Annotated in this window: 34 protein-coding genes; 13 read left to right on the top strand and 21 right to left on the bottom strand. The window is 32.7% G+C overall.

Going from position 1 to position 24,545, the window contains the following annotated elements:
- Nucleotides 1-60 precede the first annotated feature (60 nt).
- Nucleotides 61-1,287, top strand: a complete 1,227-nt coding sequence (locus tag ACSG5Z_RS06685) for an MDR family MFS transporter (protein WP_435711121.1) — start codon at nt 61-63, stop codon at nt 1,285-1,287.
- A 22-nt stretch (nt 1,288-1,309) separates the two neighbouring features.
- Here ACSG5Z_RS06685 and ACSG5Z_RS06690 read toward each other — a convergent pair whose 3' ends face one another.
- The 8 genes from ACSG5Z_RS06690 to ACSG5Z_RS06725 all read right to left on the bottom strand — a co-directional run bounded on the left by ACSG5Z_RS06690 (nt 1,310) and on the right by ACSG5Z_RS06725 (nt 6,611).
- Nucleotides 1,310-1,978, bottom strand: a complete 669-nt coding sequence (locus ACSG5Z_RS06690; RefSeq protein WP_087983802.1) for a YjgB family protein — start codon at nt 1,976-1,978, stop codon at nt 1,310-1,312.
- Nucleotides 1,979-1,994: 16 nt separating this feature from the next.
- Complete coding sequence (locus ACSG5Z_RS06695) at nt 1,995-2,852, bottom strand: gluzincin family metallopeptidase (protein WP_435711123.1); 858 nt, start codon at nt 2,850-2,852, stop codon at nt 1,995-1,997.
- A 219-nt stretch (nt 2,853-3,071) separates the two neighbouring features.
- On the bottom strand, nt 3,072-3,467 hold the full coding sequence (locus tag ACSG5Z_RS06700; protein ID WP_000847587.1) for a hypothetical protein: 396 nt from the start codon (nt 3,465-3,467) through the stop codon (nt 3,072-3,074).
- 77 nt (nt 3,468-3,544) lie between these two features.
- Nucleotides 3,545-3,787: a GlsB/YeaQ/YmgE family stress response membrane protein gene (locus ACSG5Z_RS06705; RefSeq protein ID WP_000638305.1), complete on the bottom strand. Its 243-nt coding sequence runs from the start codon at nt 3,785-3,787 to the stop codon at nt 3,545-3,547.
- A 172-nt stretch (nt 3,788-3,959) separates the two neighbouring features.
- The gene (locus ACSG5Z_RS06710) at nt 3,960-4,925 is read right to left on the bottom strand and encodes a nucleoside hydrolase (RefSeq protein ID WP_435711127.1); all 966 of its coding nucleotides are present in this window, start codon (nt 4,923-4,925) and stop codon (nt 3,960-3,962) included.
- Nucleotides 4,926-5,002: 77 nt separating this feature from the next.
- Nucleotides 5,003-5,191: a DUF3970 family protein gene (locus ACSG5Z_RS06715; RefSeq protein ID WP_000621879.1), complete on the bottom strand. Its 189-nt coding sequence runs from the start codon at nt 5,189-5,191 to the stop codon at nt 5,003-5,005.
- A gap of 69 nt (nt 5,192-5,260) precedes the next feature.
- Nucleotides 5,261-6,046 carry a class I SAM-dependent methyltransferase gene (locus ACSG5Z_RS06720; RefSeq protein WP_435711130.1) on the bottom strand — a complete coding sequence of 262 codons (786 nt, stop codon included), beginning with the start codon at nt 6,044-6,046 and terminating at the stop codon, nt 5,261-5,263.
- A 196-nt stretch (nt 6,047-6,242) separates the two neighbouring features.
- Nucleotides 6,243-6,611, bottom strand: coding sequence for a hypothetical protein (locus tag ACSG5Z_RS06725; RefSeq protein ID WP_060487118.1), 369 nt, complete (start codon nt 6,609-6,611; stop codon nt 6,243-6,245).
- A 451-nt stretch (nt 6,612-7,062) separates the two neighbouring features.
- On the opposite strand from ACSG5Z_RS06725, the gene ACSG5Z_RS06730 reads away from it, so the two are divergent.
- The 6 genes from ACSG5Z_RS06730 to coaW all read left to right on the top strand — a co-directional run bounded on the left by ACSG5Z_RS06730 (nt 7,063) and on the right by coaW (nt 11,997).
- Entirely contained in the window at nt 7,063-7,215 is a 153-nt protein-coding gene (locus ACSG5Z_RS06730; protein ID WP_071680000.1) for a YqbF domain-containing protein, read from the top strand.
- 290 nt (nt 7,216-7,505) lie between these two features.
- Nucleotides 7,506-8,708 carry an MFS transporter gene (locus ACSG5Z_RS06735; protein WP_000269247.1) on the top strand — a complete coding sequence of 401 codons (1,203 nt, stop codon included), beginning with the start codon at nt 7,506-7,508 and terminating at the stop codon, nt 8,706-8,708.
- 170 nt (nt 8,709-8,878) lie between these two features.
- Nucleotides 8,879-9,241 (top strand): hypothetical protein, encoded by a 363-nt coding sequence (locus ACSG5Z_RS06740; RefSeq protein ID WP_435711133.1) that lies wholly within the window; start codon nt 8,879-8,881, stop codon nt 9,239-9,241.
- A 178-nt stretch (nt 9,242-9,419) separates the two neighbouring features.
- Nucleotides 9,420-10,619 (top strand): LL-diaminopimelate aminotransferase, encoded by a 1,200-nt coding sequence (locus ACSG5Z_RS06745; RefSeq protein ID WP_435711135.1) that lies wholly within the window; start codon nt 9,420-9,422, stop codon nt 10,617-10,619.
- Nucleotides 10,620-10,675: 56 nt separating this feature from the next.
- Nucleotides 10,676-11,074 carry a 3-hydroxyacyl-ACP dehydratase FabZ family protein gene (locus ACSG5Z_RS06750; RefSeq protein ID WP_087983795.1) on the top strand — a complete coding sequence of 133 codons (399 nt, stop codon included), beginning with the start codon at nt 10,676-10,678 and terminating at the stop codon, nt 11,072-11,074.
- A gap of 92 nt (nt 11,075-11,166) precedes the next feature.
- Complete coding sequence (gene coaW, locus ACSG5Z_RS06755) at nt 11,167-11,997, top strand: type II pantothenate kinase (protein WP_087983794.1); 831 nt, start codon at nt 11,167-11,169, stop codon at nt 11,995-11,997.
- A gap of 6 nt (nt 11,998-12,003) precedes the next feature.
- On the opposite strand, the gene ACSG5Z_RS06760 is transcribed toward coaW, so the two are convergent.
- The 6 genes from ACSG5Z_RS06760 to ACSG5Z_RS06785 all read right to left on the bottom strand — a co-directional run bounded on the left by ACSG5Z_RS06760 (nt 12,004) and on the right by ACSG5Z_RS06785 (nt 15,827).
- Nucleotides 12,004-12,513 (bottom strand): 2'-5' RNA ligase family protein, encoded by a 510-nt coding sequence (locus tag ACSG5Z_RS06760; RefSeq protein ID WP_137035968.1) that lies wholly within the window; start codon nt 12,511-12,513, stop codon nt 12,004-12,006.
- 117 nt (nt 12,514-12,630) lie between these two features.
- Entirely contained in the window at nt 12,631-13,110 is a 480-nt protein-coding gene (locus ACSG5Z_RS06765) for a CcdC family protein (RefSeq protein ID WP_060487126.1), read from the bottom strand.
- Nucleotides 13,111-13,151: 41 nt separating this feature from the next.
- The gene (locus tag ACSG5Z_RS06770; RefSeq protein ID WP_435711139.1) at nt 13,152-13,823 is read right to left on the bottom strand and encodes a DUF4052 family protein; all 672 of its coding nucleotides are present in this window, start codon (nt 13,821-13,823) and stop codon (nt 13,152-13,154) included.
- Entirely contained in the window at nt 13,820-14,692 is an 873-nt protein-coding gene (locus ACSG5Z_RS06775) for an ATP-binding cassette domain-containing protein (protein WP_097891888.1), read from the bottom strand. The genes ACSG5Z_RS06770 and ACSG5Z_RS06775 overlap by 4 nt, the downstream gene beginning before the upstream one ends.
- Before the next feature lie 2 nt (nt 14,693-14,694).
- Nucleotides 14,695-15,069, bottom strand: coding sequence for a GntR family transcriptional regulator (locus tag ACSG5Z_RS06780; protein ID WP_000805192.1), 375 nt, complete (start codon nt 15,067-15,069; stop codon nt 14,695-14,697).
- Nucleotides 15,070-15,194: 125 nt separating this feature from the next.
- Nucleotides 15,195-15,827 (bottom strand): DUF4825 domain-containing protein, encoded by a 633-nt coding sequence (locus ACSG5Z_RS06785; protein ID WP_435711142.1) that lies wholly within the window; start codon nt 15,825-15,827, stop codon nt 15,195-15,197.
- A gap of 438 nt (nt 15,828-16,265) precedes the next feature.
- On the opposite strand from ACSG5Z_RS06785, the gene ACSG5Z_RS06790 reads away from it, so the two are divergent.
- The 5 genes from ACSG5Z_RS06790 to ACSG5Z_RS06810 are packed head-to-tail and all read left to right on the top strand — an operon-like array spanning nt 16,266 to nt 17,081.
- Complete coding sequence (locus tag ACSG5Z_RS06790) at nt 16,266-16,406, top strand: YrzI family small protein (protein ID WP_000156189.1); 141 nt, start codon at nt 16,266-16,268, stop codon at nt 16,404-16,406.
- Nucleotides 16,407-16,433: 27 nt separating this feature from the next.
- Nucleotides 16,434-16,577 carry a YrzI family small protein gene (locus ACSG5Z_RS06795; protein WP_000142721.1) on the top strand — a complete coding sequence of 48 codons (144 nt, stop codon included), beginning with the start codon at nt 16,434-16,436 and terminating at the stop codon, nt 16,575-16,577.
- Between the two features lie 28 nt (nt 16,578-16,605).
- Nucleotides 16,606-16,749, top strand: coding sequence for a YrzI family small protein (locus ACSG5Z_RS06800; RefSeq protein ID WP_017560126.1), 144 nt, complete (start codon nt 16,606-16,608; stop codon nt 16,747-16,749).
- 25 nt (nt 16,750-16,774) lie between these two features.
- A complete protein-coding gene (locus ACSG5Z_RS06805; protein WP_064469812.1) occupies nt 16,775-16,915 on the top strand; it encodes a YrzI family small protein in 141 nt (46 codons plus the stop codon).
- A 25-nt stretch (nt 16,916-16,940) separates the two neighbouring features.
- A complete protein-coding gene (locus ACSG5Z_RS06810; RefSeq protein WP_064473550.1) occupies nt 16,941-17,081 on the top strand; it encodes a YrzI family small protein in 141 nt (46 codons plus the stop codon).
- A gap of 241 nt (nt 17,082-17,322) precedes the next feature.
- Here ACSG5Z_RS06810 and ACSG5Z_RS06815 read toward each other — a convergent pair whose 3' ends face one another.
- Complete coding sequence (locus tag ACSG5Z_RS06815; RefSeq protein ID WP_262749302.1) at nt 17,323-18,408, bottom strand: AI-2E family transporter; 1,086 nt, start codon at nt 18,406-18,408, stop codon at nt 17,323-17,325.
- A gap of 149 nt (nt 18,409-18,557) precedes the next feature.
- On the opposite strand from ACSG5Z_RS06815, the gene ACSG5Z_RS06820 reads away from it, so the two are divergent.
- Nucleotides 18,558-19,379 (top strand): HNH endonuclease, encoded by an 822-nt coding sequence (locus ACSG5Z_RS06820; protein WP_000189705.1) that lies wholly within the window; start codon nt 18,558-18,560, stop codon nt 19,377-19,379.
- Between the two features lie 228 nt (nt 19,380-19,607).
- Here the strand turns inward: ACSG5Z_RS06820 and ACSG5Z_RS06825 are convergent, their stop codons facing one another.
- The 6 genes from ACSG5Z_RS06825 to ACSG5Z_RS06850 all read right to left on the bottom strand — a co-directional run bounded on the left by ACSG5Z_RS06825 (nt 19,608) and on the right by ACSG5Z_RS06850 (nt 24,520).
- Entirely contained in the window at nt 19,608-19,700 is a 93-nt protein-coding gene (locus tag ACSG5Z_RS06825; RefSeq protein WP_001289320.1) for a putative holin-like toxin, read from the bottom strand.
- Nucleotides 19,701-19,922: 222 nt separating this feature from the next.
- Nucleotides 19,923-21,035 carry an FMNH2-dependent alkanesulfonate monooxygenase gene (ssuD, locus tag ACSG5Z_RS06830; protein WP_435711150.1) on the bottom strand — a complete coding sequence of 371 codons (1,113 nt, stop codon included), beginning with the start codon at nt 21,033-21,035 and terminating at the stop codon, nt 19,923-19,925.
- A gap of 163 nt (nt 21,036-21,198) precedes the next feature.
- Nucleotides 21,199-22,047: an ABC transporter permease gene (locus ACSG5Z_RS06835; protein ID WP_087983788.1), complete on the bottom strand. Its 849-nt coding sequence runs from the start codon at nt 22,045-22,047 to the stop codon at nt 21,199-21,201.
- Nucleotides 22,048-22,063: 16 nt separating this feature from the next.
- On the bottom strand, nt 22,064-23,050 hold the full coding sequence (locus ACSG5Z_RS06840) for an aliphatic sulfonate ABC transporter substrate-binding protein (RefSeq protein WP_098148229.1): 987 nt from the start codon (nt 23,048-23,050) through the stop codon (nt 22,064-22,066).
- A gap of 18 nt (nt 23,051-23,068) precedes the next feature.
- A complete protein-coding gene (locus ACSG5Z_RS06845) occupies nt 23,069-23,824 on the bottom strand; it encodes an ABC transporter ATP-binding protein (protein ID WP_435711151.1) in 756 nt (251 codons plus the stop codon).
- Nucleotides 23,825-23,995: 171 nt separating this feature from the next.
- On the bottom strand, nt 23,996-24,520 hold the full coding sequence (locus tag ACSG5Z_RS06850; RefSeq protein WP_106101950.1) for a ribonuclease FAU-1 family protein: 525 nt from the start codon (nt 24,518-24,520) through the stop codon (nt 23,996-23,998).
- Nucleotides 24,521-24,545 lie beyond the last annotated feature (25 nt).

The raw sequence follows: 24,545 nt of genomic DNA on the forward strand, positions 1-24,545 counted from the left end.
TACCCTTTTTCCAATTCTCCTTTCATCTTATCATTTCAATATAGAAAGGAGGAATTAATATTGAACAATCTTTTACTACGTTATAATAAACCAATCATTATAAGACTGTGGGGCGAATTATTAACCCGAACAACTGAATCCATGTTAGCTCTCATTATGATTATTTACGTTAATAAAATGTTAAACGGTAATATAATAATCACCATGCTCATTTTTGGACTACAACCTCTTTCAGACATCATATTTACACTTATTGCTGGGGGAGTTACTGATAAATATGGGCGAAAGAAAATTATGTTGCTCGGATTATTGCTACAAGGCGTTGCAATCGGCAGCTTCGTCTTTGCTCAATCTGTTTTTATATTTGCACTGTTATACGTCATAAATGGGGTTGGCCGTTCCTTATATATTCCCGCTCAACGTGCACAAATTGCTGATTTAACAAAACAAAAACAACAAGCAGAAATTTTTGCTCTTTTGCATACAATGGCTGCAATTGGTTCCGTAATTGGTCCAATAATTGGTGCTATCTTTTATCAAACTCACCCTGAATATTTATTTATAATGCAAAGCATTACACTTATGGTATATGCAGTAGTTGTATGGACGCAGCTTCCAGAAACTGCTCCAGTACTTACAACACCAAAGCAAAAATTTGAAGTATCATCTCCAAAACAATTTGTACACAAACATTACGCCGTTTTGGGACTTATGATTTCTACAATTCCTATTAGCTTTTTTTATGCTCAAACTGAGACAAATTATCGCATTTTCGCTAAAGATATATTTCCAGATTTCGTATTCATGCTTGCTTTTATTTCAACATGCAAAGCTATTATGGAAATCATTCTGCAAATCTTTCTCGTGAAATGGTCTGAACGATTTTCTATGGCGAAAATTATACTTATTTCTTACACCTGCTTTACGATAACTGCAATTGGCTACGGATTTTCAGCAACAATCTTGTCACTATTTTTCACATTACTCTTTTTAGTCATTGGAGAAAGTATTGCTTTCAACCATTTACTTCGATTCGTTTCAGAAATCGCTCCTACAGATAAACGTGGATTGTATTTTTCAATTTATGGATTACATTGGGATATATCTCGAACGTGCGGTCCTGTTATTGGTGCGGTTTTACTAAGTAAACTAAACGGTAGTATGCTATTTTATATTTGTGCTTGTTTCTTAATAATTGGGGGCATTATTCAAGCTCTTTTTGTTCAAAATTTAGAGCGTAATAAAATAAAAAAAGATATTTCAGAACATACTCCCCATGTTTTATAGGCTGCGTCCCTCATCCTTTTTTTTACCCTGCCATTTTATTAATACTATCTTCTGGTGAAAATACCGAAATATGATTTACCTTCCCAGTCGATTTTGGAATAATGAATTTTAACTCAAACTGATTGTTTACTTTATATACATATATTTTGTCTTCCCCATTTACCTTAACTGAAGTTGGTTTTCCTAATGCTTTCTCTATATCTTGTAATGTAATTGATTTCAGTTCTGCATGATAGGAGCGTACATCAAAAACTTGTGATCCTTTATTAAAACCGAAGCTAACATTTTTATTTGTAAAGGTAGCGTACATTCCGTTACCTGCTTGTTCTGTTTTATCTGCTTTCCCCCACGCTTTTTCTATTTCTTCAATATCTCCTGTATGAGCTGCGAACGGAACATTAGGTACTTTTCCTTCTTTCGCTAGTTCAAACAAATCTTTAATGTGGTTAATTGATTTTTGATTGATTACTGTATCTTTCGTGCTTGAATCTGTCTTTGGTTTTGCTGATCCTTCATTATTTGATTTTGCTTCAGGCTCTTTCTTTTCTTCAGAAGAATTATTTTGTTCGTTTTTACTATTTTCAGAGGTTGAGTTTGTTTCCTTTTTTTCGTCTGTCCCTTTACATGCTACTAATGCCAATAGGCATGTAAAAACGAGAAATAACATAGCTATCTTTACATACACTTTCATACATTTCAGCCCCCTATTATAATCTTATTCCTTTCGATAACCAATCCATTACGCTACTTTTCAAATTATATTTGTTCCAAAAAATAAATGCTTCACTTTCTCCTAGTGCTTGTACAACATCCTCTACAAAAGCTGTTCCTAAAAAATAACCAATTCGGTTGTATCCAAAGTATTGTCCGCCAGATAACCGGAACCACTCTTTCTCTTTTTCGAACGTCCATCCTTCTATATAATCTTCCAAAAAACGATTCTTTATTTGTTTTTCATTTTCTATATAGCATTGTAACCAACGTTCACCATCATTGTTATATGAGTAGTACACTGATTCATTTACGCCTTTTATAATTTGCTTTGATAAATATGTTGCAACACCTTCACGATACAAAGTAACTGCCGCGTCAGTCCACTCAGCTTTTGTCCAATCCATTCCATCATTTTGTAACATAACATTATGATATATATGTCCTATTTCGTGAGCGACAATAACACGAAGGTGATTTACATCTGGAGATAATTTTTCTGCCGCAAAAAAGATGTCTCCAATAATTTCCCTTTCTACAAATGCATTAGAGCCAAAAGCTCCAACAAATAAATGAAACTTCATATTTAAATCAAAGTTATAATTATTATGATATTCATTCGTTATCTCTTGAATAATAATCGGTAATGTTTCTGCAATGATATGAATACCTTCTATTTTTGCGGGATATTGTTTAATGGCAGTAGAAAGACGTTCTCTCGTATGTGGACAATGATACTTAAAGTATTCTTCAAATATCTCTGGATGCGAAATGAAATATTGGTTAAGAACTTCTAATTCTACATTATCACTTTCCCATACTTTCAAAAAACTTGGAATTGTATTATTTATCATTTTTCCCATCTCCTTATATATCCCTTCTCGCCATTTACACTGCAATCCTTCCTGAAACGTAGAAAAAGCAACAAAGAAAGATGAGTCTTCTTTGTTGCTTTTTCTGTTTAATCAAACCATTTATCACCATCAGAAATCCATTTACCATAATGCAAACCATAACATTCATCATAATAATAAAAAAAGCTGTCCAAAAAGGACAGCTTTACATATGTATTTTTACACTTCGATTGACTTACCATCTTCAACAATATGATAAAGCAAGTGAGCTAAATGATGAATTGGGCCATACTCTTCCTCTTCTTCATCTGTTTCACCTTGGAACTCAAGATCATTTAAGTACAGTGCTAAAAATTGATAGTATAGTTTTAAATCAAATCCGTAGCACGCAGTTGGCTCTTCATGATCACCTTCGTATTGTAACATTAAGTATTGATCGTTTCCTTCTGCATCTTCTGCGTCAAAGAATACGAAGAATCCAACGTTTGTATCTAAATCAAATAGATGACGAGTGCCTTTTTCTGTTGCTTTGTTGAAGTCCTCTTCACTTAATTTATGTACTGTTGTCGCTTTAGCATTATCTTCTTGATGGAAATTTACTGTAAATGTTTTCAATGCTGACACCTCCTGATTGTATAATACTAGCATAACATATAAAAAGGACTGCTTACAAATGTAAACAGTCCTTACATTCATTTTCGCATTGCTCGTAATAAGAAGCTTACGATGAAAATTAAAACGATCGCACCGATTAAAGCTGGAATAATTGCATATCCACCAATGACTGGACCAAAACTACCAAGTAATTTCGAACCAATCCATGAACCGATAATACCAGCAATAATATTACCAATTACACCACCAGGTACGTCCTTTCCAGTAATTAAGCTCGCAAGCCATCCTAATATACCACCGACGATTAAAGACCAAATCATATGATAACCTCCTTTATATTTTACCAATCAAAATATAATTAGAAACAATTGCTTACCATTAGTTATGTTACATTTTTCAATAGTTATTCATACAGATCAACTATTAGATTATTTCAAAATAATGAACGGCCAGTTTTTCGACTCGAGGTTGATGTTATTCGTAATACACATATTAAGGACAGTCAGGCTTTAATATTGTCCGCATAAACTCTTCTTTAAATGCAGGATAGTCAAAACCAACTGCAATTTTTTGAATTGGTCTATTATCAAATGTTGTTGGCTCGGCTATTTTTCTAAAGTCTGCCACACTTTGTCCTCTTGTTACGTCATTTGTCGTACTGATCCAAACTGCTGACTTTTTATATTCAAAAATATCATCATTAATAAAGGAAATGAACGGAAGTAAATCGTGAATCGGACTTCCAGCAATACCCGGGTATTCTTTTTTATAAAAGTTCTCATAATAAAAATCGATCATCGGTTTAATAAGTTTCGCCTGTCCTGTTCCTTCTTTATTAATAATATCCACCATTTCAGGAGTAATGAGGGCTGCTTGCGTTACATTTAACGGATAAATAGTCGCATTTTTTGCGTACTTCATCACAATATTTGCGGCGATTGGATCCCCATAAAAATTAGCTTCTGATACAGGAGTAACGTTACCAGGAAATAAAAACGCACCGCCCATAATATAATATGAACATACCTTATCCATTACATTTGGATATAATAAAAATAACGTTGCCAATGTTGTTAAACGCCCTGTCGCTACGATAATAATATCTTCTGGACAAGGTTCAATTAATTTAATTAATTCACAAAAATTTTTCCGTTTACAAATCCTCATATCAGGTGGAATAATTGGGCCTAGGCCATGCTCCCCATGAATTTCGGGAAAGAACAATGGTTCTTCCGCTGTCATTGGTCTAGCTGCACCCTCAATGATTTTCACTTCTGTAGCATAGTATCTTTCTAAAAAATACACATTTTCTGTTACGATTTCTCGCGATACATTCCCATATTCAGCAACAATACCTATAATATCTAATTTACATGTTTTATTTGCATAAATTAACGCCACAGCATCATCAATACCAAAGTCTCCAAAAAAGATGATTTTCTTTTTAACTATCCTCACCCCTCTTCAACATAATCTACTATTATTATTATGTAAAAAAGACAAGGCTGTGAAACAGTGCCAACTAAAAAAGCCGCCTATTTATTGGCGACTTCAATCTTTTTATATGATAAATATGCTAATACATTCTTACTTGAATCGTATTTTGGATTATTCCCTTTTCTCGGTTCTCTCATATGTGTTTTTTCAAATCCAGGAATGTCCGGCATTTTCTCCATAAATTCAAGCATTTCTTCTTCAGTTCCTTCAATACGTACGCGAATCATTATTACTTTTCCTCAATTCTCATTTTCTCTGTACTAAGTATAACGTACTTTGAAAAGACTGCAAGAAATTTATCTTTTTAATGTCGCGCTTTTTTTACATACAAACAATGCCATTTCAGTATAAAACGAATTTATTTTATTATTTTCAATTTGAATATTAAAGAATTCTTGCATTTCAACTGGTGTTTTCATCATACACTCTGTTAATTTCATACGTTTCAGCAAAGGTACATTCATCATATCGCACCACCAGTCAAATTCAAATTTCTTGTCAAAAGTAAGACATGACTGCATTTGCAAACCGTTTTTTTCTAACAAGGAAATCCAGTCTGTTTTTTTCAGCGCTCGTTCATGACTCGGATCCCGCTTTTTTTCTATAAAATTATAAAATGTATCGTATTCATTATTTTCCGGTGAAACATTATCTATTAAAATAAACAATCCATTATGTTCTAACGTACGATTTACTTCATATATAAACTGAGGTGGATTCGTAAAATGATGTGCTGCAATTCGGCACGTAATTGTATCAAAAAAACCATCAGCAAACGGTAAACTTTCAGCGTTTCCAACAATAAAAGATACATTTTCATGTCCATTACTGATAATAAAATTTTTCGCATTCTCTAACATTTTTTCTGTTAAGTCTAAGGCAACTACTTCTTTAAACAATGGAGCTAATATATTCGCAACATGTCCACCGCCAGTAGCAATATCAAGAAGACGATTATTATGACGAGACTCAACTTGTTGAACTATATATTGTAAGTCTGGTCCATTAGCATGAATTTTACTTTTTACATATTTTTCAGCATTATTACCAAACTGTTGTTTCACAAGCTCTTCTTTACTCATTTTATCATCTGCTTTCTATTGTTATTTACATATAGGATTCATATAATAATTAAAGTTCTCTTTATGTATTTTCAAATCCTCTTTTCAGCTTACTTCTTATCATGCTTTCCTATCATCAATATAATATAAATTTTACGTTTTATTCCTAAACAAAAAAGGCTACGGAAACTTGTCCCCTAACCTGGCTAAATATTTATTACATTTTTACTTTTTCATATACATCTATATAATATAAATCCTCTTTTAACTTCATAATAACGTCTACTTCGTTATAAGTAGCCTCACGAGCATGTAAACCAAATTGATCCATACCAATCCATATCCATCCAGGTGTATGCTGTAGAACATCTATGTTAAAATAATCTAATTTAATAAGCTCCGATTTTATAAATTTATCTTTATTAGCGATTTGTTTATCCATTAAGCCGTATTCTTTTCCATTTTCAAGTAGCGATATAATTTTCCCTAAAATCGGATGTTCACGTATAATAAAATGGTATTCCCTTTCGTCTACATTCGCCATAATTAAACGAGAATTAGATAAATCTAATCCCAAACTCGGCATATTTATTTTAATCACCTCCAATATTGGTTTCATCTCCATCCTAACAAACAAATATTTAAATAATATTAATATAATGTAAAAATATAAAGGCTGATTTCCCTTTAGAAATCAGCCTTTATATTTTTATATCGTTTCTTTTTCCTCATTATTTCTAGAAACTAAATTTCCAATAGCATCTGCCGTTACTTCAACTACAAATTCACACATACCTGCTACAACTTCTCCAATTACTTCATCCATCTTTTTTCCCCCTTATTTTATATAACTTATTTGTAGTATAGAAGAGATTGGTTATTTTTAACTATCGGAAAACGTGACAACAACATTACAGTTTTGTAATCTTTTGTAATTTGTTTAGTTTCTATCCTTTGAAACTCCAAGTATGATTAACAAGCATATAGGCCATCATAATATTAATTAAGTTCCAATTATGCTAGAGGAGGTGTGTAAAATATACTACGTAAAATTAATTAAAGGTCAATCATTCTATGCTTTTGATCATCGTTTCTTAATGTCTGAAGAAGAAGAGGTTTCCGAGAAAGTTTATAATTACTTACGTCGTAATGAATTTTTCGAAGTACGTAAAGAAGAATATTCGGCCTGATGTATTAAAAGCATCAAGAAAAATATCATTTAATAGTGATATTTTCTTGATGCTTTTATTTTATTTATCCTTAATTTCACTGAATATGTAATCATTGATTTTATACATTTCGACTTACTTGTTTCATCTATTAACACATCAAATTTTTAACAAATCAAAAAGATTGAAATCCACTCATGAAACACGTAATATAGACTCTGACTCTAAAAAAGTTCGTTATAAATTATACATAAAATAAGGAGGTTTTATATACGATTTTTTCATTTTAAAAGACGGAGAGGTTTTACATTATGTGGCGTAATAAAAATGTTTGGATTGTATTAATTGGGGAATTTATTGCTGGTCTAGGGCTATGGCTTGGTATTCTTGGCAACCTTGAATTTATGCAAAAATATGTCCCTTCTGATTTCATGAAATCAGTTATATTATTTATCGGACTATTAGCTGGTGTACTAGTTGGTCCTATGGCTGGTCGTATTATCGATCAGTATGAAAAGAAAAAAGTTCTTCTTTATGCTGGGTTCGGTCGCGTTATTAGTGTTATTTTTATGTTTTTCGCTATCCAATTTGAAAGCATTGCCTTCATGATTGCATTTATGGTTGCTCTTCAAATTTCTGCAGCATTTTACTTCCCTGCATTACAATCTGTAATTCCACTCATCGTACGTGAGCATGAGTTATTACAGATGAACGGTGTACATATGAATGTAGGTACAATCGCTCGTATTGCAGGTACTTCACTAGGTGGAATTCTTTTAGTTGTAATGAGTTTACAGTATATGTATGCCTTCTCAATGGCAGCATACGCTTTATTATTCCTCTCAACTTTCTTCCTACAATTCGAAGATAAGAAATCAACAACACCAAGTAAACAAGCTGCGAAAGATAATAGCTTTATGGAAGTATTTCGTATTTTAAAAGGAATTCCTATTGCTTTTACAGCACTTATATTAAGTATTATCCCTCTATTATTTATAGCCGGATTTAATTTAATGGTAATCAACATTAGTGAAATGCAACATGATCCAACGATTAAAGGCTTTATATATACAATTGAAGGTGTCGCATTTATGTTAGGGGCCTTCGTTATTAAACGTTTATCTGACCATTTCAAACCTGAAAAATTATTATATTTCTTCGCTGTTTGTACCGCTTTTGCACACCTTTCCTTGTTCTTTAGCGATATAAAATGGATGTCTCTTACATCATTTGGTTTATTTGGTTTTAGTGTTGGTTGCTTCTTCCCTATTATGTCGACAATTTTCCAAACGAAAGTGGAAAAAAGCTATCATGGTCGTCTCTTCTCATTCCGTAATATGTTTGAGAGAGTTATGTTCCAAATTGTCTTACTCGGCACAGGCTTCTTCTTAGATACGATTGGATTGCAATATATGGTTCTCATTTTCGGTGTGATTTCATTATTAATTATTTTCATTTCATTATCTAAACAGAAACAATATGAAAAACAACCTTCGCAATCTGCGAATTTATAGCATAAATAAAGACGCATGGATCAGACTTTACACTAGATTCATGCTTTTTCAATTCCGCCTAAATTTTTATGTGAAATTAAATAATTCTTTATAAAAATTTAAACTTTATTTATTACAATATTCGTATCGTATTCGCACGTTTATTAAAAATGAAAAGAAAGGAGTACAAAATGAAAAAGGTTCTATTAATTATTCCAATAGTCATCGTTCTACTTAGCGGATGTAGCAATAATGATATATACGGTTCTTGGGAAGTCGTTGACAACAAAAATGGTCTTTGCCCTGCATCTTATAAATTTGAAACAGTTGTAAAAGAAGAAAAGAAAGAAAAAATTGTTCAATATTTAGTGGAGATGCAAACATCAAAGGAAAAAGAAGATTTATACAAAGGCTCATTTGTAAAGAATTCTAATGTATATCACATTGATTATGGTAACTCATTTACATCGGATCAAACTTTAAAAGTTGTCGATGGCAAATTAAATGTATACTTTTATGCAGTGGAAAAGTTATGTACATATAAAAAGAAATGATTACACTTCATATAAGACGCAGAAAATATTTTCTGCGTTTTTTATGTTTCTCCTTATTATTCTCTCTCTAAATTTGTCAATCATTTTAATTTTCATAAAAAAATGATAAAATGTAAACATGTGTTTTCAGAATAATTAAAAACGCAGAAAGAAAACACTGTTTTTAGGAGGGGTTTTGATGACTTACACGTTAGCAACTAGAATGAAAGCATTCCAATCTTCTATATTTAGTGAATTAGGGGCTTATAAAAAAGAAAAAATTGCAGCAGGTCACAAAATGATTGATTTAAGTATCGGGAATCCTGATATGCCGCCTGCTGACTTCGTAAGAGAAGAAATGGTACATACAGCAAGTGAAAAAGAAAGCTATGGATACACATTAAGTGGTATTCAAGAATTTCACGAAGCTGTAACTGAATATTACAACAACACTCATAACGTTAAATTAAATGCCGATAAAGAAGTTTTATTATTAATGGGTTCACAAGACGGACTCGTTCATTTACCTATGGTTTATGCAAATCCGGGAGATATTATATTAGTTCCGGATCCAGGATATACAGCTTATGAAACTGGAATTCAAATGGCTGGTGCAACATCCTATTACATGCCTTTAAAGAAAGAAAATGAATTCTTACCTAATTTAGCAGCTATCCCCGAAGATATTGCTGATCAAGCAAAGATGATGATTTTAAACTTCCCAGGGAATCCAGTTCCAGCAATGGCTCATGCAGATTTCTTTAAAGAGGTAATTGCATTCGCGAAAAAGCATAACATTATTGTTGTCCATGATTTTGCTTATGCTGAATTTTATTTTGATGGTAATAAACCAATTAGCTTCCTCTCTGTACCTGGTGCTAAAGAAGTTGGAGTAGAAATCAACTCTTTATCAAAAAGTTATAGTTTAGCAGGTAGCCGTATTGGATATATGATTGGAAACGAAGAAATTGTTCGTGCACTTACTCAATTTAAATCAAATACAGATTATGGTGTGTTTTTACCAATTCAAAAAGCGGCATCAGCGGCACTAAGAAATGGCGCTGCATTTTGTGAGAAAAATCGCGGTATTTATCAAGAACGTAGAGATACTTTAGTCGATGGATTCCGAACATTTGGTTGGAATGTTGATAAACCAGCTGGTAGTATGTTCGTCTGGGCCGAAATTCCGAAAGGCTGGACTTCGATAAATTTCGCTTATGCATTAATGGATCGTGCGAATGTCGTTGTTACACCAGGTCATGCTTTTGGACCTCATGGAGAAGGCTTTGTACGTATTGCACTTGTTCAAGATAAAGAAGTGTTACAACAAGTTGTTGAAAACATTAGAAATAGCGGTATTTTTTCTCTTGAAAAAGTAAATGAATTAGTTAAAAATTAATGATAACTCCCCTGCTTAACTGTAGCAGGGGTATTATTTATTGGAGGTACTTTCATATGCATATTCAAGACACTCTTCCTCATCGTTATCCTTTTTTAATGATTGATAAAGTAACAAATGTAAAACATGGTGAATCCGTTACGGGATATAAACTGATTTCAAATAATGAGTGGTTTATAAATGATAATCAAAAACATATGCCTCATATGTTAATTGTAGAAGCACTTGCTCAGCTTAGTGCATTTGTAAATACAAGTGACTCTGAAGGTCTAGGCTTCCTCTCTTCGTTGGATGGGGTTGAATTCCACGGAAACGCATATCCCGGTGATAAACTTGATTTACATTATAAGCTTACTCGCAATCGTCGAGGTTTTATTCTCGGTAAAGGTACTGCAACTATTAACGATCAGCCGATTGTAACTATAGAAAAGCTATTAATATATCAAGCAGAATAGAGACGATGTAATTCGTCAGGATATCTCCCTCCTACAAATTCGTCTCACCAACATGAACAGAGTAAACAAATTACTTGGTTAGGAGCAGGAAAATGGAAAGTACTATCGGTATCGATGCTGGAGGAACATTAACAAAAATTGCTTATTTGAACGAACAAAAGCACTTAGCTTTTGAAAAATTTTATTCAAATGAACAAGATAAAATAATAGATTGGCTTAAGAAAAGCACTCGTATAAAACAAATATGTATAACAGGTGGTAAAGCAAAACAATTACAGCAACTACTTTCAGACTCATATAATATAGTAGAACTAAACGAATTTGAAGCTACTCTTGTAGGTGTCCGATACATATTAAAAGAAGAGCAATATGATATAAACAACTTTATTTTAACAAATATAGGTACAGGTACTTCCATTCATTACGTTTATAATGACAAATATATTCGAGCTGGTGGAACGGGTGTTGGCGGTGGTACTATTATGGGGCTTTCAAAATTGTTAACAAATATAGATCATTTTGAAGATGTGATTCCTTTAACAAAATTAGGTTCTAGAAAAGAACTAGATATTACGGTCGGTGATATTTATGGTGGCATTCTCTCTCCTATTGATACTAGCTTAACTGCAAGCAATTTTGGTAAAGCTACCAAAACAGATTCAAATTTTAGTAGTGCTGATATACTAGCAACTGTGCAAGGACTTGTCGGTGAAGTCGTTACTGCATTAAGCCTTCAATTCGCCGAAACAAAAAACATTGACCATATTATTTATATTGGTTCCACTCTATGTAATAACGTACACCTTCAAAATATTATTAGTAACTACACAAAATATCAAAATAAAACACCAATCTTTTTACGAGATGGTGGTAATAGCGGTGCGATTGGTGCTTTACTTCATGCTACGAATAAAAAAGGCTGACTTTTGTCAGCTTTTTTGCAACGGTACTTCAAATTCTATAATTGATTCCCCATTCTCTCCAATTCGCTCTACACTAACTCTATCAACTATACATTGTAACTTTTCAGGGAAATTATGAATATCCTTAGCTACTTCAGCAGCTAACTCAGTACGTTCTTTTCTCCCGACTGTTACATTCGGTATATACGGAATATCTTCTTTCAAAAATTGTAATAAGGCTCCTGTATATAGCAAGTCATGTAGTTCTTCTATTTGTTTTTGCCCCTTTTCAACTCGTAAAAATAAATATTCCCCTTCACCCGAAATTTGATTCGCAAATTCTATTTCTATCTCTTGTATCCCTTTTGATAATTTTAAAATATGTAATTTCAGCTCATCATTTGAAATCGAGCTTTCAAATGGGAATACAATTGTAATATGCGGTGGGATTAAACCAAATAAAGGATCATGTTTTTTCCTAATGTTCTCTATTTCATTAATAGACATGTCGTTTAGAAAAAGTAAAATTGTACGCATTTTTATATCCCCTACTTTCTCTTTTTATATTCATCATATTGTATGGTAGCTTGCACTTCAACAAATGATTTCAATTACATATAAAAAGAAAAAACTTCTCAAAAGAAAAGTTTTTTCTTATAAAGCATGATTATTATTTTCCCGCCAAACTTTCCTAAACTTTATATAACAAGCAATTCTCCAAGGAATAATATACGAGACAGCAACAACATAAAATAATAAACCAATTGTTTGTTGATCTAAGTCAACAATATATTGTCTTGAACCATATCTTAAAAAGACAAGTGCAATAAAAGTAATTAAAAAAGCTGCGCTTTTTTTCGTATAAATATTCCCATCCTCTCTTCGTTCGTAATTTGTTAGTACTATAAGTGGTACGGCGAAAATAATTCCAATGAATGCTGCTATTATAACTTGTAAAATAGCTGGATGTACGGGACCTAAAAACCATACAATACCTGGTGTTAAAAATAGTAATGGCCATAAAATACGTTTTCCTGTTCCTTTTATTGGCTTATGCATAGAACGATAACGACGCCAAAATATGAGCAGTGCAATGCATAAAAAGACTGTAATTAGTGAAGAAGTGTCTCCCATTTGTTTTTCCTACTCTCCTCAAATATATACTTAATTATATTTTAAATTGTTTGCTCAAATGATACCTTTCGAATAAATATACCGCTAGTCACGACATAGACGATAGTTAATATAATTGAACTGACAATAAAATATGGGATATCTATTAAAGATAGATTAGATGTAGAATTTAAATCCTGTATTCCTACTTCTGCATAAAGCACACTATTCAATGATATAAAAAATGTTCCACCAATCATAAGACCAATCCACTTAAAACGTTTCTTAATCACTACTACTACTTGAAAGAAAGTTGCTATTGTAAGATACAATAATAGTTGTACAATAAACTGTTTAACTGATTGTTCTCCTAAACTAATATTTACTGTACTATACAATGTATTTTTTAAAAAAATTACTTGAAGGAATGAGAAAACCACAGCTTGTAATAAGATATAGAAAACTGATCCAATGAAAAACTGTAATCTCGTTACTCCAAATGAAACTGCTAAACGAAACACATCATCCTGTATGATAAAAGTACTTACTACTATAAACAATGTAATTGCAATCGAAGGATTATTTAATATATGTTGTAAAAATCCTTCTCTTATTTCTCTCAAATCCATTACACTTGTAATTCCTTTTATAAGTAATGCTGCAATCCAAAATATTAAAATTGCTTTATAATGAAAATTTATATGTAACTTCAACTGCTTCATTAACATCGTCATTTCACTTCACCACCAGTTATGTGTATAAATAGTTTTTGTAATGTAATTCTATCAATCAGTAACCCTTCTTTTTCAAGAGAGTAATAATCTTCATTAGAAAGTTCTTCCCATATAACAGCAATCCCCTTATTTCCATAAACTTCTCGATTTATTATTTTTTTATTTATCGAAAACTCATCTACTTTATCTTTTTTTCCTGAAATAATATGAGCTTGTTGCAATAAATCTTCCACCGATGATTGAACAACAAGTGCGCCTGCTTTTATGATGATTACATCTTCAATAACATGGGTTACTTCTTCTACTAAATGTGTTGATAATATTATTGTTCGTGGATACTCACCGTAATCTTCTAGTAGTAAACTATAAAACAACTCGCGATGTGCTGCGTCTAAACCTGTAGTTGGTTCATCAAAAATGGTAATTGGCGCCCTACTTGCTAATCCTTGAATAATTCCGACGACTGTTTGCATGCCATGTGATAATTTATGATATTTCACTGTCATATTAAGCTGAAATTTATCAGCGAGTTCTTCAGCGTACTTTCCATCCCAGTTTTTATAAAACATGTTGCACATCTTAAAAATTTCTTTTACTTTAAAACTTAGATGTGCTTCTTCTTTCACTCTAACGAAACAAATATTTTGCATTGCTTTACTATTTTCAAAAACATGTTCGCCAAATATTGATATACTTCCACTACTTGAAGTAATTTGGCCTGCAAGTAAATTTAATAGTGTCGTTTTTCCTGCCCCGTTTCTACCGAGCAAACCATATATTTTATGCTCTTCCAATGAAATCGTTACTTCATTTACTGCTATTTTCTTTTTATATTTTTTCGTTACGGCTTTTGTTTCAAGTGCAATCATCCCTATTTCCCCTCCTTCGTAATTTTTTGAATCATATCCATCAATTCATCTTTGGATATTTCTAGTACTTTTGCTTCTTCCCACACTTTAGGTAAATATTCAGTCATAAAAGTATTTTGTCTTTTTTTAAGTACGACTTCTTTCGCTCCCTTTGCAACAAACATCCCAATCCCTCTCTTTTTATATAGAATCCCTTCATCCACTAATACATTTACCCCTTTAGCTGCAGTAGCTGGATTTATTTGTAACATCTTCGCAAATTGATTTGTTGATGGAACTTGTTCTTCTTCAAGTAATATGTCTTTTAAAATATCAGATTCAATCGTTTCTGCAATTTGTAAGTATATTAATTTATTTTGCTCCAGAGTAGGTTTCACAATTTCACCACCTTAGGTTCTTAGGTTCATTACTTATGTAATTAACCATATCACATTAAATTATTTATTTCCATAAATTTCTTTTACAAAAAAAGAGAGTCATTCGTTTAAGAATGGCTCTCTTTCTAAAATGTTGAAGTTTCAACTCTTGTTCTCAAATTCTTTTCATTTAATTTCAACTGCTGCACCGGATATTTAGCAAATAAAGCTTTCCGAAACTCTTTCTCATTTATAAACATTGTAATTTTTTCGCTATTATCGTTAAGGAACTTTACTACTTTCTTTTTATCCCATATATCATTTTCTTTTGGAAAATCATCAAATTTTTCATACAAGATTGATAGTATATCTTCTCTTTTTATCGTGAAATTTTTATTTTCTACTTGAAACTCGTAACTTTTCGCATTTGGTACTAAAATCGCTAGATAAATAACGTTAAAGAGAAAATTCTTCTCCATTGTGTCCTTGCCATCAAACCAATACGTCTCAACCATGTCTTCTGTCAGAGTTCCATTTGCACCATATTTTACCTTTATACTTTCATTCTCCAAACTAATACTTTGAAATGTATCACCACCGGGTAAATGATTAACAATTGCAACTACATCTGAGTTATTACCAACGTATGTCCCAGCATATTTCTTAAAGTCACTAGGTTCAACATCAGATATTTCTTTTATTCTTTCTCCGCTAGAACAAGCAGTAATACATAAAAAAATTGTTAGCATAACAACTACATTACGATGCATATATTTCATTTAGCATCCCCCATTTTATCGATATTTCGTTCATTACAATACTTCTTTCCAAAACCCTTTAAAATATACGCATTTTAATCAAAATTAAAAATTTTCAATTTTTATGTTTACAATTATCCATTAATTGTATATACTTACTAACGTAAGAAAAAATTCTAAAAGGAGGTCGAAGGAAATGATGAAATTACAATTACATGCTTTAACTTTAGTGTTAACTGCACCTTTGTTTTTCGGACAATTAAATATGAATTCGACCACCCTAATGGAGAATTGAAAATCGCACTTTATTTCTATTAATTCATAAATTCGCCACAGGAGGTCGTATACTTTCCTGTGGCCTTTTGACGCCCAGCCATAGGAGAACTATATCTTCCTGTGGCTTTTTTGTGCGATTTTTTAGCCTCTTATATTATTTTTTAAAGAAAGGAGCAACATTCGATGACCATTAGCGTATTGTTTTTAAGTATTACGATTCAAAGAAATACAATTTCCAAAGATGAAATTTTTCATAATGAGCAAATTGAAAAAGCTATGAATGATGTTAAGGAGCGCCAAGCGCTTTATTGTGATCACCTGTAATTCCTTTTCGAAAGGAGGAATTCATTTATGACTTTTCATATTTTCTTTTTTACAACTGTACTTCAGAAAAACACTTTATCTGAAGATGAAATCATTCGTAAACAACAATTAAAACAACTGACTGATAAAATGACTGACATTAAAAGTTCATACTATACGCAAATGTATTAAAAATATATTTTAAAGGAGCAATACCTTCATGAAATTCAAAGCATTCTTTTTAACAATCACCATTCAAAAACGTAAGCTTTCTCAAAGTGAAATTTTGCGTGAGCAACACATTCAAACTATTATGGACGAAGTGAAAGAGCACCAAGCTTCTTATTACAGCCGTCTTTTCTAAATAACTTTTAAAGGGGAAAAAACAAATGAAATTTAAAGTATTCTTTTTAACGATCACCATTCACAAAACTAAGTTCTCAGACAGTGAGATATTGCATGACCATCAAATTAATAAAGCTATGGAGGATGTAAAAGAACGTCAAAGTCACTACTGTAGCCATCTATAATTCCTTGCGAAAGGAGGAATGTATCATGAAGTTTCACCTTTTCTTTTTAACAATTACAATTCAGAAAAAAAACTATTCTGATGCGGAATTAAAACAAGAACAACAATATAAACAGGTTATAGACGAAATTCGAGATCGTAGAAGCAAGTACTACTCTCATCTATAATCTTTTAAAAATATAAAATTTGAAAGGGGTCGATTATGATGTTGCTAGCACGCTGTAAGGAAATGATTTGGATAGTTCAGAGGGATTCCACATAGTTTTATTGGGGCTATATCATACAAGTTTATCGTTATATTTGATATGTAATAAATATATAATAAAAGTTTATGCATACACTTTTTTACATTGATTAACAAACAAAAGATACACCACTTAAAAAGCGGTGTATCTTTCTCAACTTATACTATTTTCGATTACTTCGTTTCGTCTTAAACAATCTCACTAAGTTCGATACAACTGTTTTTGTTACTGCATAAACTGGTACTGCCAAAATCATTCCGATAATTCCCGCAAAGTTACCTACCCCTAAAATTAAAATAATAATTGTTAACGGATGGATATTTAATTTTGAACTCATAATACGCGGTGAAATGATGTTACTTTCAAACTGTTGTACAATTGTTACGATAATAATTACGTACAACGCTTGCATCGGAGATACGAACAGACCTACAATAACAGCTGGTGCTGCACCGATAAATGGACCTAGGTTAGGAATGATATTTGTAAATGCTGCTATAATTCCTAAAACGAAAGCGTACGGTAAATCGATAATTAAATAACCGATAAAAGTAAAAGCACCTACAAATATACAAACGAGCGCTTGTCCTTGAATATATGCAGATAATGTTTCGTTCGTTTCCTTAATGATACGAAGTCCTTCTTCACGGTAAGACTCAGGTAATAGACTAACTGCTTTCCCTGGAAACGCATGTCCATCTTTAAACATATAAAATAAAATAAACGGTACTGTAAAGATAACTAATGCGACGTTCGTTATAATACCAAATAAAGCCGTTGCACTCGACGTAATTGTGTTTGGTATATCCTTTAAGTATTCAATTGCATTTTTTTCAATTGTTTCAATGGAAACATAGTTTTGTGTAGATAACCATTCAAACAATCTATGATGGGATAAATCTTGTATGTATAGTTTTCCCTCTTTAATATAACCGGGCATATTTTTTACTAAATCCATTAACTGTTGCGAGATCGTTGGAACAACTACCCCAACTCCAACTGCAGTTAATGTTATAATAAAAAGATATAACAGTAAAATCGCTAAATTTCTAGGTACTTTTTTATTCTCCAAAAAGACTAACAATGGGTTAAATATGAAGTATAAAAATAACGCGATTAAGATTGGGAAAAACAACGTTGATATGAAGATACCAATCGGTTGAAATAGAAACGATATTTTTGTGCAAATAAATATGATCGCTACAACCATTAGCACTTCTACTGTCCAAAAGTGCACTTTCGATTTCAAAAAAACGTCCTCCTTTAAACTAGCACTTCTCTTCATTGTACCAAAATAAGCAAGAATTTCACATAATATTTTCCTTTACAATATTCCAAAATACCAATAAATACACTACAATGAGATTACATACAAATTTGCAGGTAAAGGTGATAAAAATGACACAATGCATCATATGCAGAAAAGATACGAAAGAACTTAGTGAACAATATGTCATCCCCGAAATATTATGTGGATATTATTTCACAAACTCAATTTGTGATACTTGCCATGAACAAATGACAACAAATATTGATCGCCCCTTAATTCGGCATAAATTAAGTCAATTTAAGATTGAGCAAATGAAAAAACAAATTGATTCCCCGCTCTATACGAATGAACATGGTGAGGAACTTGCGGCTGCTGAGACAGATGTTGTTGAAGTAAGTGATGAAATACTTTATTCCAATGCATTAATTATGAAACTATGTAAAAAGCACGATATTTCGCTACATAATGAAATTTGGAAAGAAGAACGTGTAACGAAAGTAGCTAGCTCTATTCAACGTGAATTACTTTTAGATAACCGTAAATACAAAATGAGTGTATTAAAAACAGCTTATACTTTCGCTGTCCAAGCTGTTGATGGCTATTTTGAAGATCCAGATGCGATTGTTATTTCTAACATTCTATCAAATGCCGATTTTATGGAATTAAAAGAAAAAAGTATAGTTCGCGATTTAAGTAAAAGTTCTTTATGGAATACATTAAATACAAATAGCGAGAACCATTACTTTATTTTATTAAGTGATAAAGATGGCCTGTTCTGTTTCATTCGTCTATTTGATATATTTGACGTTGTCGTTCATTTATCAGAAAAGAGATATGAACTTTCATCTCCAATTGTCGGCGTAAATGATGTAAATAGGCAGGAATTTTATGTCCAAACTTTAAAACAGTATATGGATGGGCTATTTAAAGAAAAAAAACCTACTATTTAATCGAAATCAGAACATACGGTCTCCTTTCTTGATGAAAAGACACTGTGTTATAATAAGTATGAAAAGAACAATACAATCACATAAACCAATTATTAATTGTAAATAAATAAAAAAGACCAGTGTGCGGCTACACACTAGTCCACGTAACTTAGCAGATTGGATTGTTCATTTATCCTATTTGTTTCTTACAAACAAAACAACCCACATTCTATTGGCATAGGTGGGTTGTTATTTTTTGAGCTTGTCTATTAAAACGACGACGAACGTTAACAATGCAACGAGAAACAGTCCACCTTGCAGTAGCAACGCTATTTCACTCACGTATTATCACCCCCCTCCTATTTGGAGAAGTGATAATTGAACAACCAACCGTACCTTAAGTTACTATTTAATTTTACCATATTTTCTAATAGTTTACGACGAAAACCCGCAAGTGAAATACTTGCGGGTTTTTTATCCCGTATTAACAGGCAGTAAACAAAATGAAGCAAAACATAGGTGAAACTGCCTGTTAATAGCCGATTGGTTCAACTTTATTTCTCACTATTTTTTTAATGCATATGCATCAGCTATCATTTCACCAACAATTTTATTTTCTTGTTCCTTCTCGTCTTTCAATAAAGGAAATAACAGTTCTGCCACTTCATATGCCTCTTCTAAATGGGGGTATCCTGATAATACAAACGTATCAATTCCTAACACTTCATATTCTTTTATTCTTTCTGCTACTGTATGCGGATTTCCAACAAGCGCAGTGCCAGCACCACCTCTTACAAGCCCAATTCCAGCCCATAAGTTAGGACTTATCTTTAACGACTCTCTCGTTCCTTTATTTAAATGTGTCATTCGTTTTTGTCCAACTGAATCATATCTTGCAAATGTTTTTTGAGCGAGCTCAATTGTTTCATTATCTACATATTGAATTAACCTTTCAGCCTCTTCCCATGCTTCTTCTTCTGTCTCTCTTACAATTACGTGTAGTCTAATACCAAATCGTACGTTACGCCCCTTCTCTTCCGCAAGTTTTTTTACTTCATCTATTTTCTCTTTCACTTGCTCTGGTGGCTCTCCCCAAGTTAAATATACATCACTATGTTCAGCCGCAACTTCTTTACCTGCAGCGGACGATCCGCCAAAATAAATTGGTGGATACGGTGTTTGAACCGGCGGAAATACAACTTTACTCTCCGTAACTTTAATATGTTTTCCTTCTAAAGAGATTGTTTCACCTTGTAATACTGACTTCCAAACCTTTAAAAATTCATCTGCAACTTCATATCTTTCATCATGTTCAAGATACAATCCATCACCTTGCAATTCAACAGGATCTCCTCCAGCTACTACATTAATGAGTAATCTCCCATCTGAAATTCTATCAAATGTAGATGCCATCCTCGCTGCAACTGTCGGTGACATTAACCCTGGTCTAACTGCTACTAAAAATTTTAATTTCTCTGTCTCAGCCGCAAGAGCTGATGCTAACACCCATGGATCTTCACAACCTTGACCAGTTGGAAGTAATACACCAGTATATCCTAAATAATCAGCTGCCTGTGCAACTTGCTTATAATAACCATATTCAGCTGCTCTTCCTCTTTTTGTCGTTCCTAAATATCGACCATCTCCATAAGCCGGAATAAACCATAATAATTCCATATCTTTACACACCCCTTATTTATTTTGAAACGTATACTAACATACTCTATATAAATTACTCCTAATAATTTACCCCGCTATTTGCGGGCAGTAAGATGCCGATTGGTGAGGGCTGATAATCAGTGGGGGATGTCCCCTACTGATTAAAGTTTCACTTTATATGTTAATTCCCTGTCTCTCCTTTAAAATTATCTCGCCATCTTAAAAACTTCACTTCTAGTAAACGTACGAGTGAATCAGAAAACTTTCCAACGAATGCAAAAATAATAATGCCGACAAATACGATATCTGTATTTGAAAATTGCCTTGCATCCATAATCATATAGCCGATACCTTCTGTAGACCCCATAAGTTCTGCTACTACTAAACTCACCCATGCAACTCCTAATGATAATCTTGCTCCGAGTAATAGGTTCGGCAATGCTGCTGGTAAAATTAATTTTGTAATTAATTTTCTTTTACTAAACTCTAACACTCTGGCAACATCGAATAACTTTGAATCTACACCTCGTATCCCTAAAAACGCGTTTACGTATAGAGGAAAAAATGCACCGTCCGCAATTAATAATACTTTCGATGTTTCTCCAAAACCGAACCATAATACGAAAAGTGGCGCAACAGCTAAATGAGGTACAGTTCTTAACATTTGTACAGATGGATCTAAATATTGCTCACTTCTCGTTGAAAATCCAACAATCGTTCCTAAAATAATTCCTAAACTCCCGCCGATAAAGAAACCAGCCGCAGCCCTAAATACACTAATACTTAAATGACCGAATAACTCCCCTGTTTTTATAAGTTCTTGAAAAGCTAGTAATATATCTAATGGCGTTGGTAAAACTGTTTTAGAAACTAAATCGAATACGCCGGCTAACTGCCAAATAATTAATACGATAATCGGTATAGTAATCGCTCTTACTAGCACTTTTACATTCGTCTTTCGTACTTTCTTTACATTGTTTTTGCCAATCGCTATACTCGCCCTTTTCATAACAGCTTTCGTATTCTCCAATTTACAAAACCTCTTTTCATTCCGCCTTTAATGCTTTTTCTACGAAAGAATTATCTACAACTTTATCTGTTTTGATTTCTTTCTTTATAGAGCCGAGCTTATATTGAAAATCCGCTGTCTTTTGCTGTTCCGCTATTATTTCTTTCGTTACCGGAACTAAAATTGGTTTGTCGTGATCAAACACTTCTTTTACAATTTCTTCATCTATCTTCTTTGCAGAAGTATATATTTTTATCGCTTCATCTAAGTTTGACTCTTGCCATACACGTGCTTTTTCATAAACTTTAAGGAATTTCTCAACTAATTCTGGATGTTCCTTCGCAAATTTTGTTCTCGCAATTAAAAACTCTGGTGAAGAAACATTTAATCGTTCACCATCTGCAATAACCTTTGCCCCTTTATTTAACGTATGTAGTGAAATGAATGGATCCCAAATGGCCCATGCATCTACTGATCCGGATTCAAATGCCGGCTGCGCTTCATCTGGTTGCAGTTGAATGACATTTACATCTTTCGCATTTATACCTTCTTTTTCTAATGCTCGATATAATAAATTAAATGCGCTACTTCCTTTTGCTACTGCAATTTTTTTACCTGTTAAATCTTTTACACTCGTAATCTTGCTATCTTTTTGTACAAGAATCCCTGTTCCCTTTCTCGCATAACTTGTATTAGCAATTTCAGTAAATTCAATACCTGCAGCTTGCGCTGAAATAACTGGGGAGTTCCCCACTTCACCAAAATCCAACCGATTTGATGCGATTGCCTCAAAATAAGGAGGTCCGCTTTGAAACTCTGTCCATTTCACCTTAACTCCTTCTTTTTTTAACTCTTCTTCAAACCACCCTTTTTTCTGTGCCAGTAAGAGCGGGCTTAATCCTTGCTGTATACCAATTTGTATTGTTACCTCTTCTTTCTTACTACTTGCAGTGTTTTTTTCACATCCTAATAAAAATAAAGATATAACTAATGCAAAAGAAAGAACCTTACATTTTTTATACATATATAATCCACCCTTTTCCTATATACTTGTTTGAATCAGTCCCCTGTGTTCAAACTGATGTAGCACCTTCGTTCGAAGTTGTTGGAACGATTGAGAAGTTTTATTTCGCGGATAGGGCAAACTATTTTCAATAACTTTATGTATTTTCCCAGGCTTTGCACTCATGATGATAATTCGGTTTGAAAGATATATCGCCTCGTCTATATCATGAGTAACAAATATCATTGTCGTTTTCTTTTGTTCCCAAATGTTCAGCAGCACTTCTTGCAAATGACTTCGAGTAAAAGCATCCAGTGCCCCAAATGGTTCATCAAGTAATAATACATTCGGATCTCTTAATAAAGCCCTCGCAATCGCAACACGTTGTGACATTCCGCCTGAAATTTCTTTCGGATATGATTTTTCAAAACCATCCAATCGAACGATTTCAACCCATTCCTTTACCTTGTCTTTTACATACTTATCTTTTAACGACAGATCTGCAGCAATATTTTCTTCCACTGTTAACCACGGAAATAAACGATGTTCTTGAAAAATAAAACCTTGTTTTTTACTCGGTTTTACAATTTGCTCCCCATCGATGATAACTTCACCTTCAAATTCGTTATCTAACCCCGCAACAATTTTCAAAAGCGTACTTTTCCCACAACCACTCGGTCCGATTACAGTGACAAAATCACCTTTCTCTAATTGAAAATTAATATCTTCTAATACTTGAACCGTACCAGTTTGTTTCGAAAAATATTTTGATACCCCATCAATTGAAACAGTCACTTCTTCCCCTCCTTGAAATGATTCATTTAAATGAATAGATTCAGCAGTTGTATAATAAAAAAACCAAAGGCATTTTATCAATAGATAAAATGCCTTTGGTTTCTCCAATCAGCAATACGTTATAGAATTAACTACATATTATACAAATATTTCCGATAAGTCAACTAGGTTTTAATGAACGATATTTATTTTTTTATAAAGAGTAGCAGTTTCTAAAATGATTTTTGGAAGTGACTCTTGAATTATGTTTTTGACTGTATGAAGTGCCTTTTCTACATACCCGTCTTCAAATTGTTCTAACGACTCAGGTAATTCATCCTCATCCAATATAAAAAATTCTCCACTTGGAAGTATCATAATATCAAGGATTAAATCTTCAAAGGATACCACTTCATCCGTTATACATGTATTCTTTACAATATTAAAATACGAACCTAGATACCCCCCATCCTGATCTCTCCAAACGTATAAATTATATGGACGATTTCCCCAGTAATATGCAACTGTATAACTTCCTTTCGGGATTGTTAACTTCTTATCGTTTGCTGTCATTGTAAAAGAATACTGTATTTCATGATATAAAATAATTTTGTCCTGCTGCGCTTCTATTAGTAAACAAGCATGATCTATAGTTGTACCATCATATCGGATTTTTCTTTCAATAATTTCAATGTCTGACGTACGTAAGCAACTCATTTTTTATTTCCCCTTTTATTTTAGT

The sequence above is a fragment of the Bacillus pretiosus genome (assembly GCF_051294775.1).
Taxonomy (GTDB): domain Bacteria; phylum Bacillota; class Bacilli; order Bacillales; family Bacillaceae_G; genus Bacillus_A; species Bacillus_A wiedmannii.

Bases quoted from the DNA above. Each gene is read 5' to 3' on its own strand.
- ACSG5Z_RS06690 (WP_087983802.1), bottom strand. From the start codon at position 1,978: ATGAAAGTGTATGTAAAGATAGCTATGTTATTTCTCGTTTTTACATGC.
- ACSG5Z_RS06695 (WP_435711123.1), bottom strand. From the start codon at position 2,852: ATGATAAATAATACAATTCCAAGTTTTTTGAAAGTATGGGAAAGTGAT.
- ACSG5Z_RS06705 (WP_000638305.1), bottom strand. From the start codon at position 3,787: ATGATTTGGTCTTTAATCGTCGGTGGTATATTAGGATGGCTTGCGAGC.
- ACSG5Z_RS06715 (WP_000621879.1), bottom strand. From the start codon at position 5,191: ATGATTCGCGTACGTATTGAAGGAACTGAAGAAGAAATGCTTGAATTT.
- ACSG5Z_RS06720 (WP_435711130.1), bottom strand. From the start codon at position 6,046: ATGAGTAAAGAAGAGCTTGTGAAACAACAGTTTGGTAATAATGCTGAA.
- ACSG5Z_RS06725 (WP_060487118.1), bottom strand. From the start codon at position 6,611: ATGCCGAGTTTGGGATTAGATTTATCTAATTCTCGTTTAATTATGGCG.
- ACSG5Z_RS06735 (WP_000269247.1), top strand. From the start codon at position 7,506: ATGTGGCGTAATAAAAATGTTTGGATTGTATTAATTGGGGAATTTATT.
- ACSG5Z_RS06740 (WP_435711133.1), top strand. From the start codon at position 8,879: ATGAAAAAGGTTCTATTAATTATTCCAATAGTCATCGTTCTACTTAGC.
- ACSG5Z_RS06745 (WP_435711135.1), top strand. From the start codon at position 9,420: ATGACTTACACGTTAGCAACTAGAATGAAAGCATTCCAATCTTCTATA.
- ACSG5Z_RS06750 (WP_087983795.1), top strand. From the start codon at position 10,676: ATGCATATTCAAGACACTCTTCCTCATCGTTATCCTTTTTTAATGATT.
- coaW (WP_087983794.1), top strand. From the start codon at position 11,167: ATGGAAAGTACTATCGGTATCGATGCTGGAGGAACATTAACAAAAATT.
- ACSG5Z_RS06760 (WP_137035968.1), bottom strand. From the start codon at position 12,513: ATGCGTACAATTTTACTTTTTCTAAACGACATGTCTATTAATGAAATA.
- ACSG5Z_RS06765 (WP_060487126.1), bottom strand. From the start codon at position 13,110: ATGGGAGACACTTCTTCACTAATTACAGTCTTTTTATGCATTGCACTG.
- ACSG5Z_RS06770 (WP_435711139.1), bottom strand. From the start codon at position 13,823: ATGACGATGTTAATGAAGCAGTTGAAGTTACATATAAATTTTCATTAT.
- ACSG5Z_RS06775 (WP_097891888.1), bottom strand. From the start codon at position 14,692: ATGATTGCACTTGAAACAAAAGCCGTAACGAAAAAATATAAAAAGAAA.
- ACSG5Z_RS06785 (WP_435711142.1), bottom strand. From the start codon at position 15,827: ATGAAATATATGCATCGTAATGTAGTTGTTATGCTAACAATTTTTTTA.
- ACSG5Z_RS06790 (WP_000156189.1), top strand. From the start codon at position 16,266: ATGACCATTAGCGTATTGTTTTTAAGTATTACGATTCAAAGAAATACA.
- ACSG5Z_RS06795 (WP_000142721.1), top strand. From the start codon at position 16,434: ATGACTTTTCATATTTTCTTTTTTACAACTGTACTTCAGAAAAACACT.
- ACSG5Z_RS06800 (WP_017560126.1), top strand. From the start codon at position 16,606: ATGAAATTCAAAGCATTCTTTTTAACAATCACCATTCAAAAACGTAAG.
- ACSG5Z_RS06805 (WP_064469812.1), top strand. From the start codon at position 16,775: ATGAAATTTAAAGTATTCTTTTTAACGATCACCATTCACAAAACTAAG.
- ACSG5Z_RS06810 (WP_064473550.1), top strand. From the start codon at position 16,941: ATGAAGTTTCACCTTTTCTTTTTAACAATTACAATTCAGAAAAAAAAC.
- ACSG5Z_RS06820 (WP_000189705.1), top strand. From the start codon at position 18,558: ATGACACAATGCATCATATGCAGAAAAGATACGAAAGAACTTAGTGAA.
- ssuD (WP_435711150.1), bottom strand. From the start codon at position 21,035: ATGGAATTATTATGGTTTATTCCGGCTTATGGAGATGGTCGATATTTA.
- ACSG5Z_RS06840 (WP_098148229.1), bottom strand. From the start codon at position 23,050: ATGTATAAAAAATGTAAGGTTCTTTCTTTTGCATTAGTTATATCTTTA.
- ACSG5Z_RS06850 (WP_106101950.1), bottom strand. From the start codon at position 24,520: ATGAGTTGCTTACGTACGTCAGACATTGAAATTATTGAAAGAAAAATC.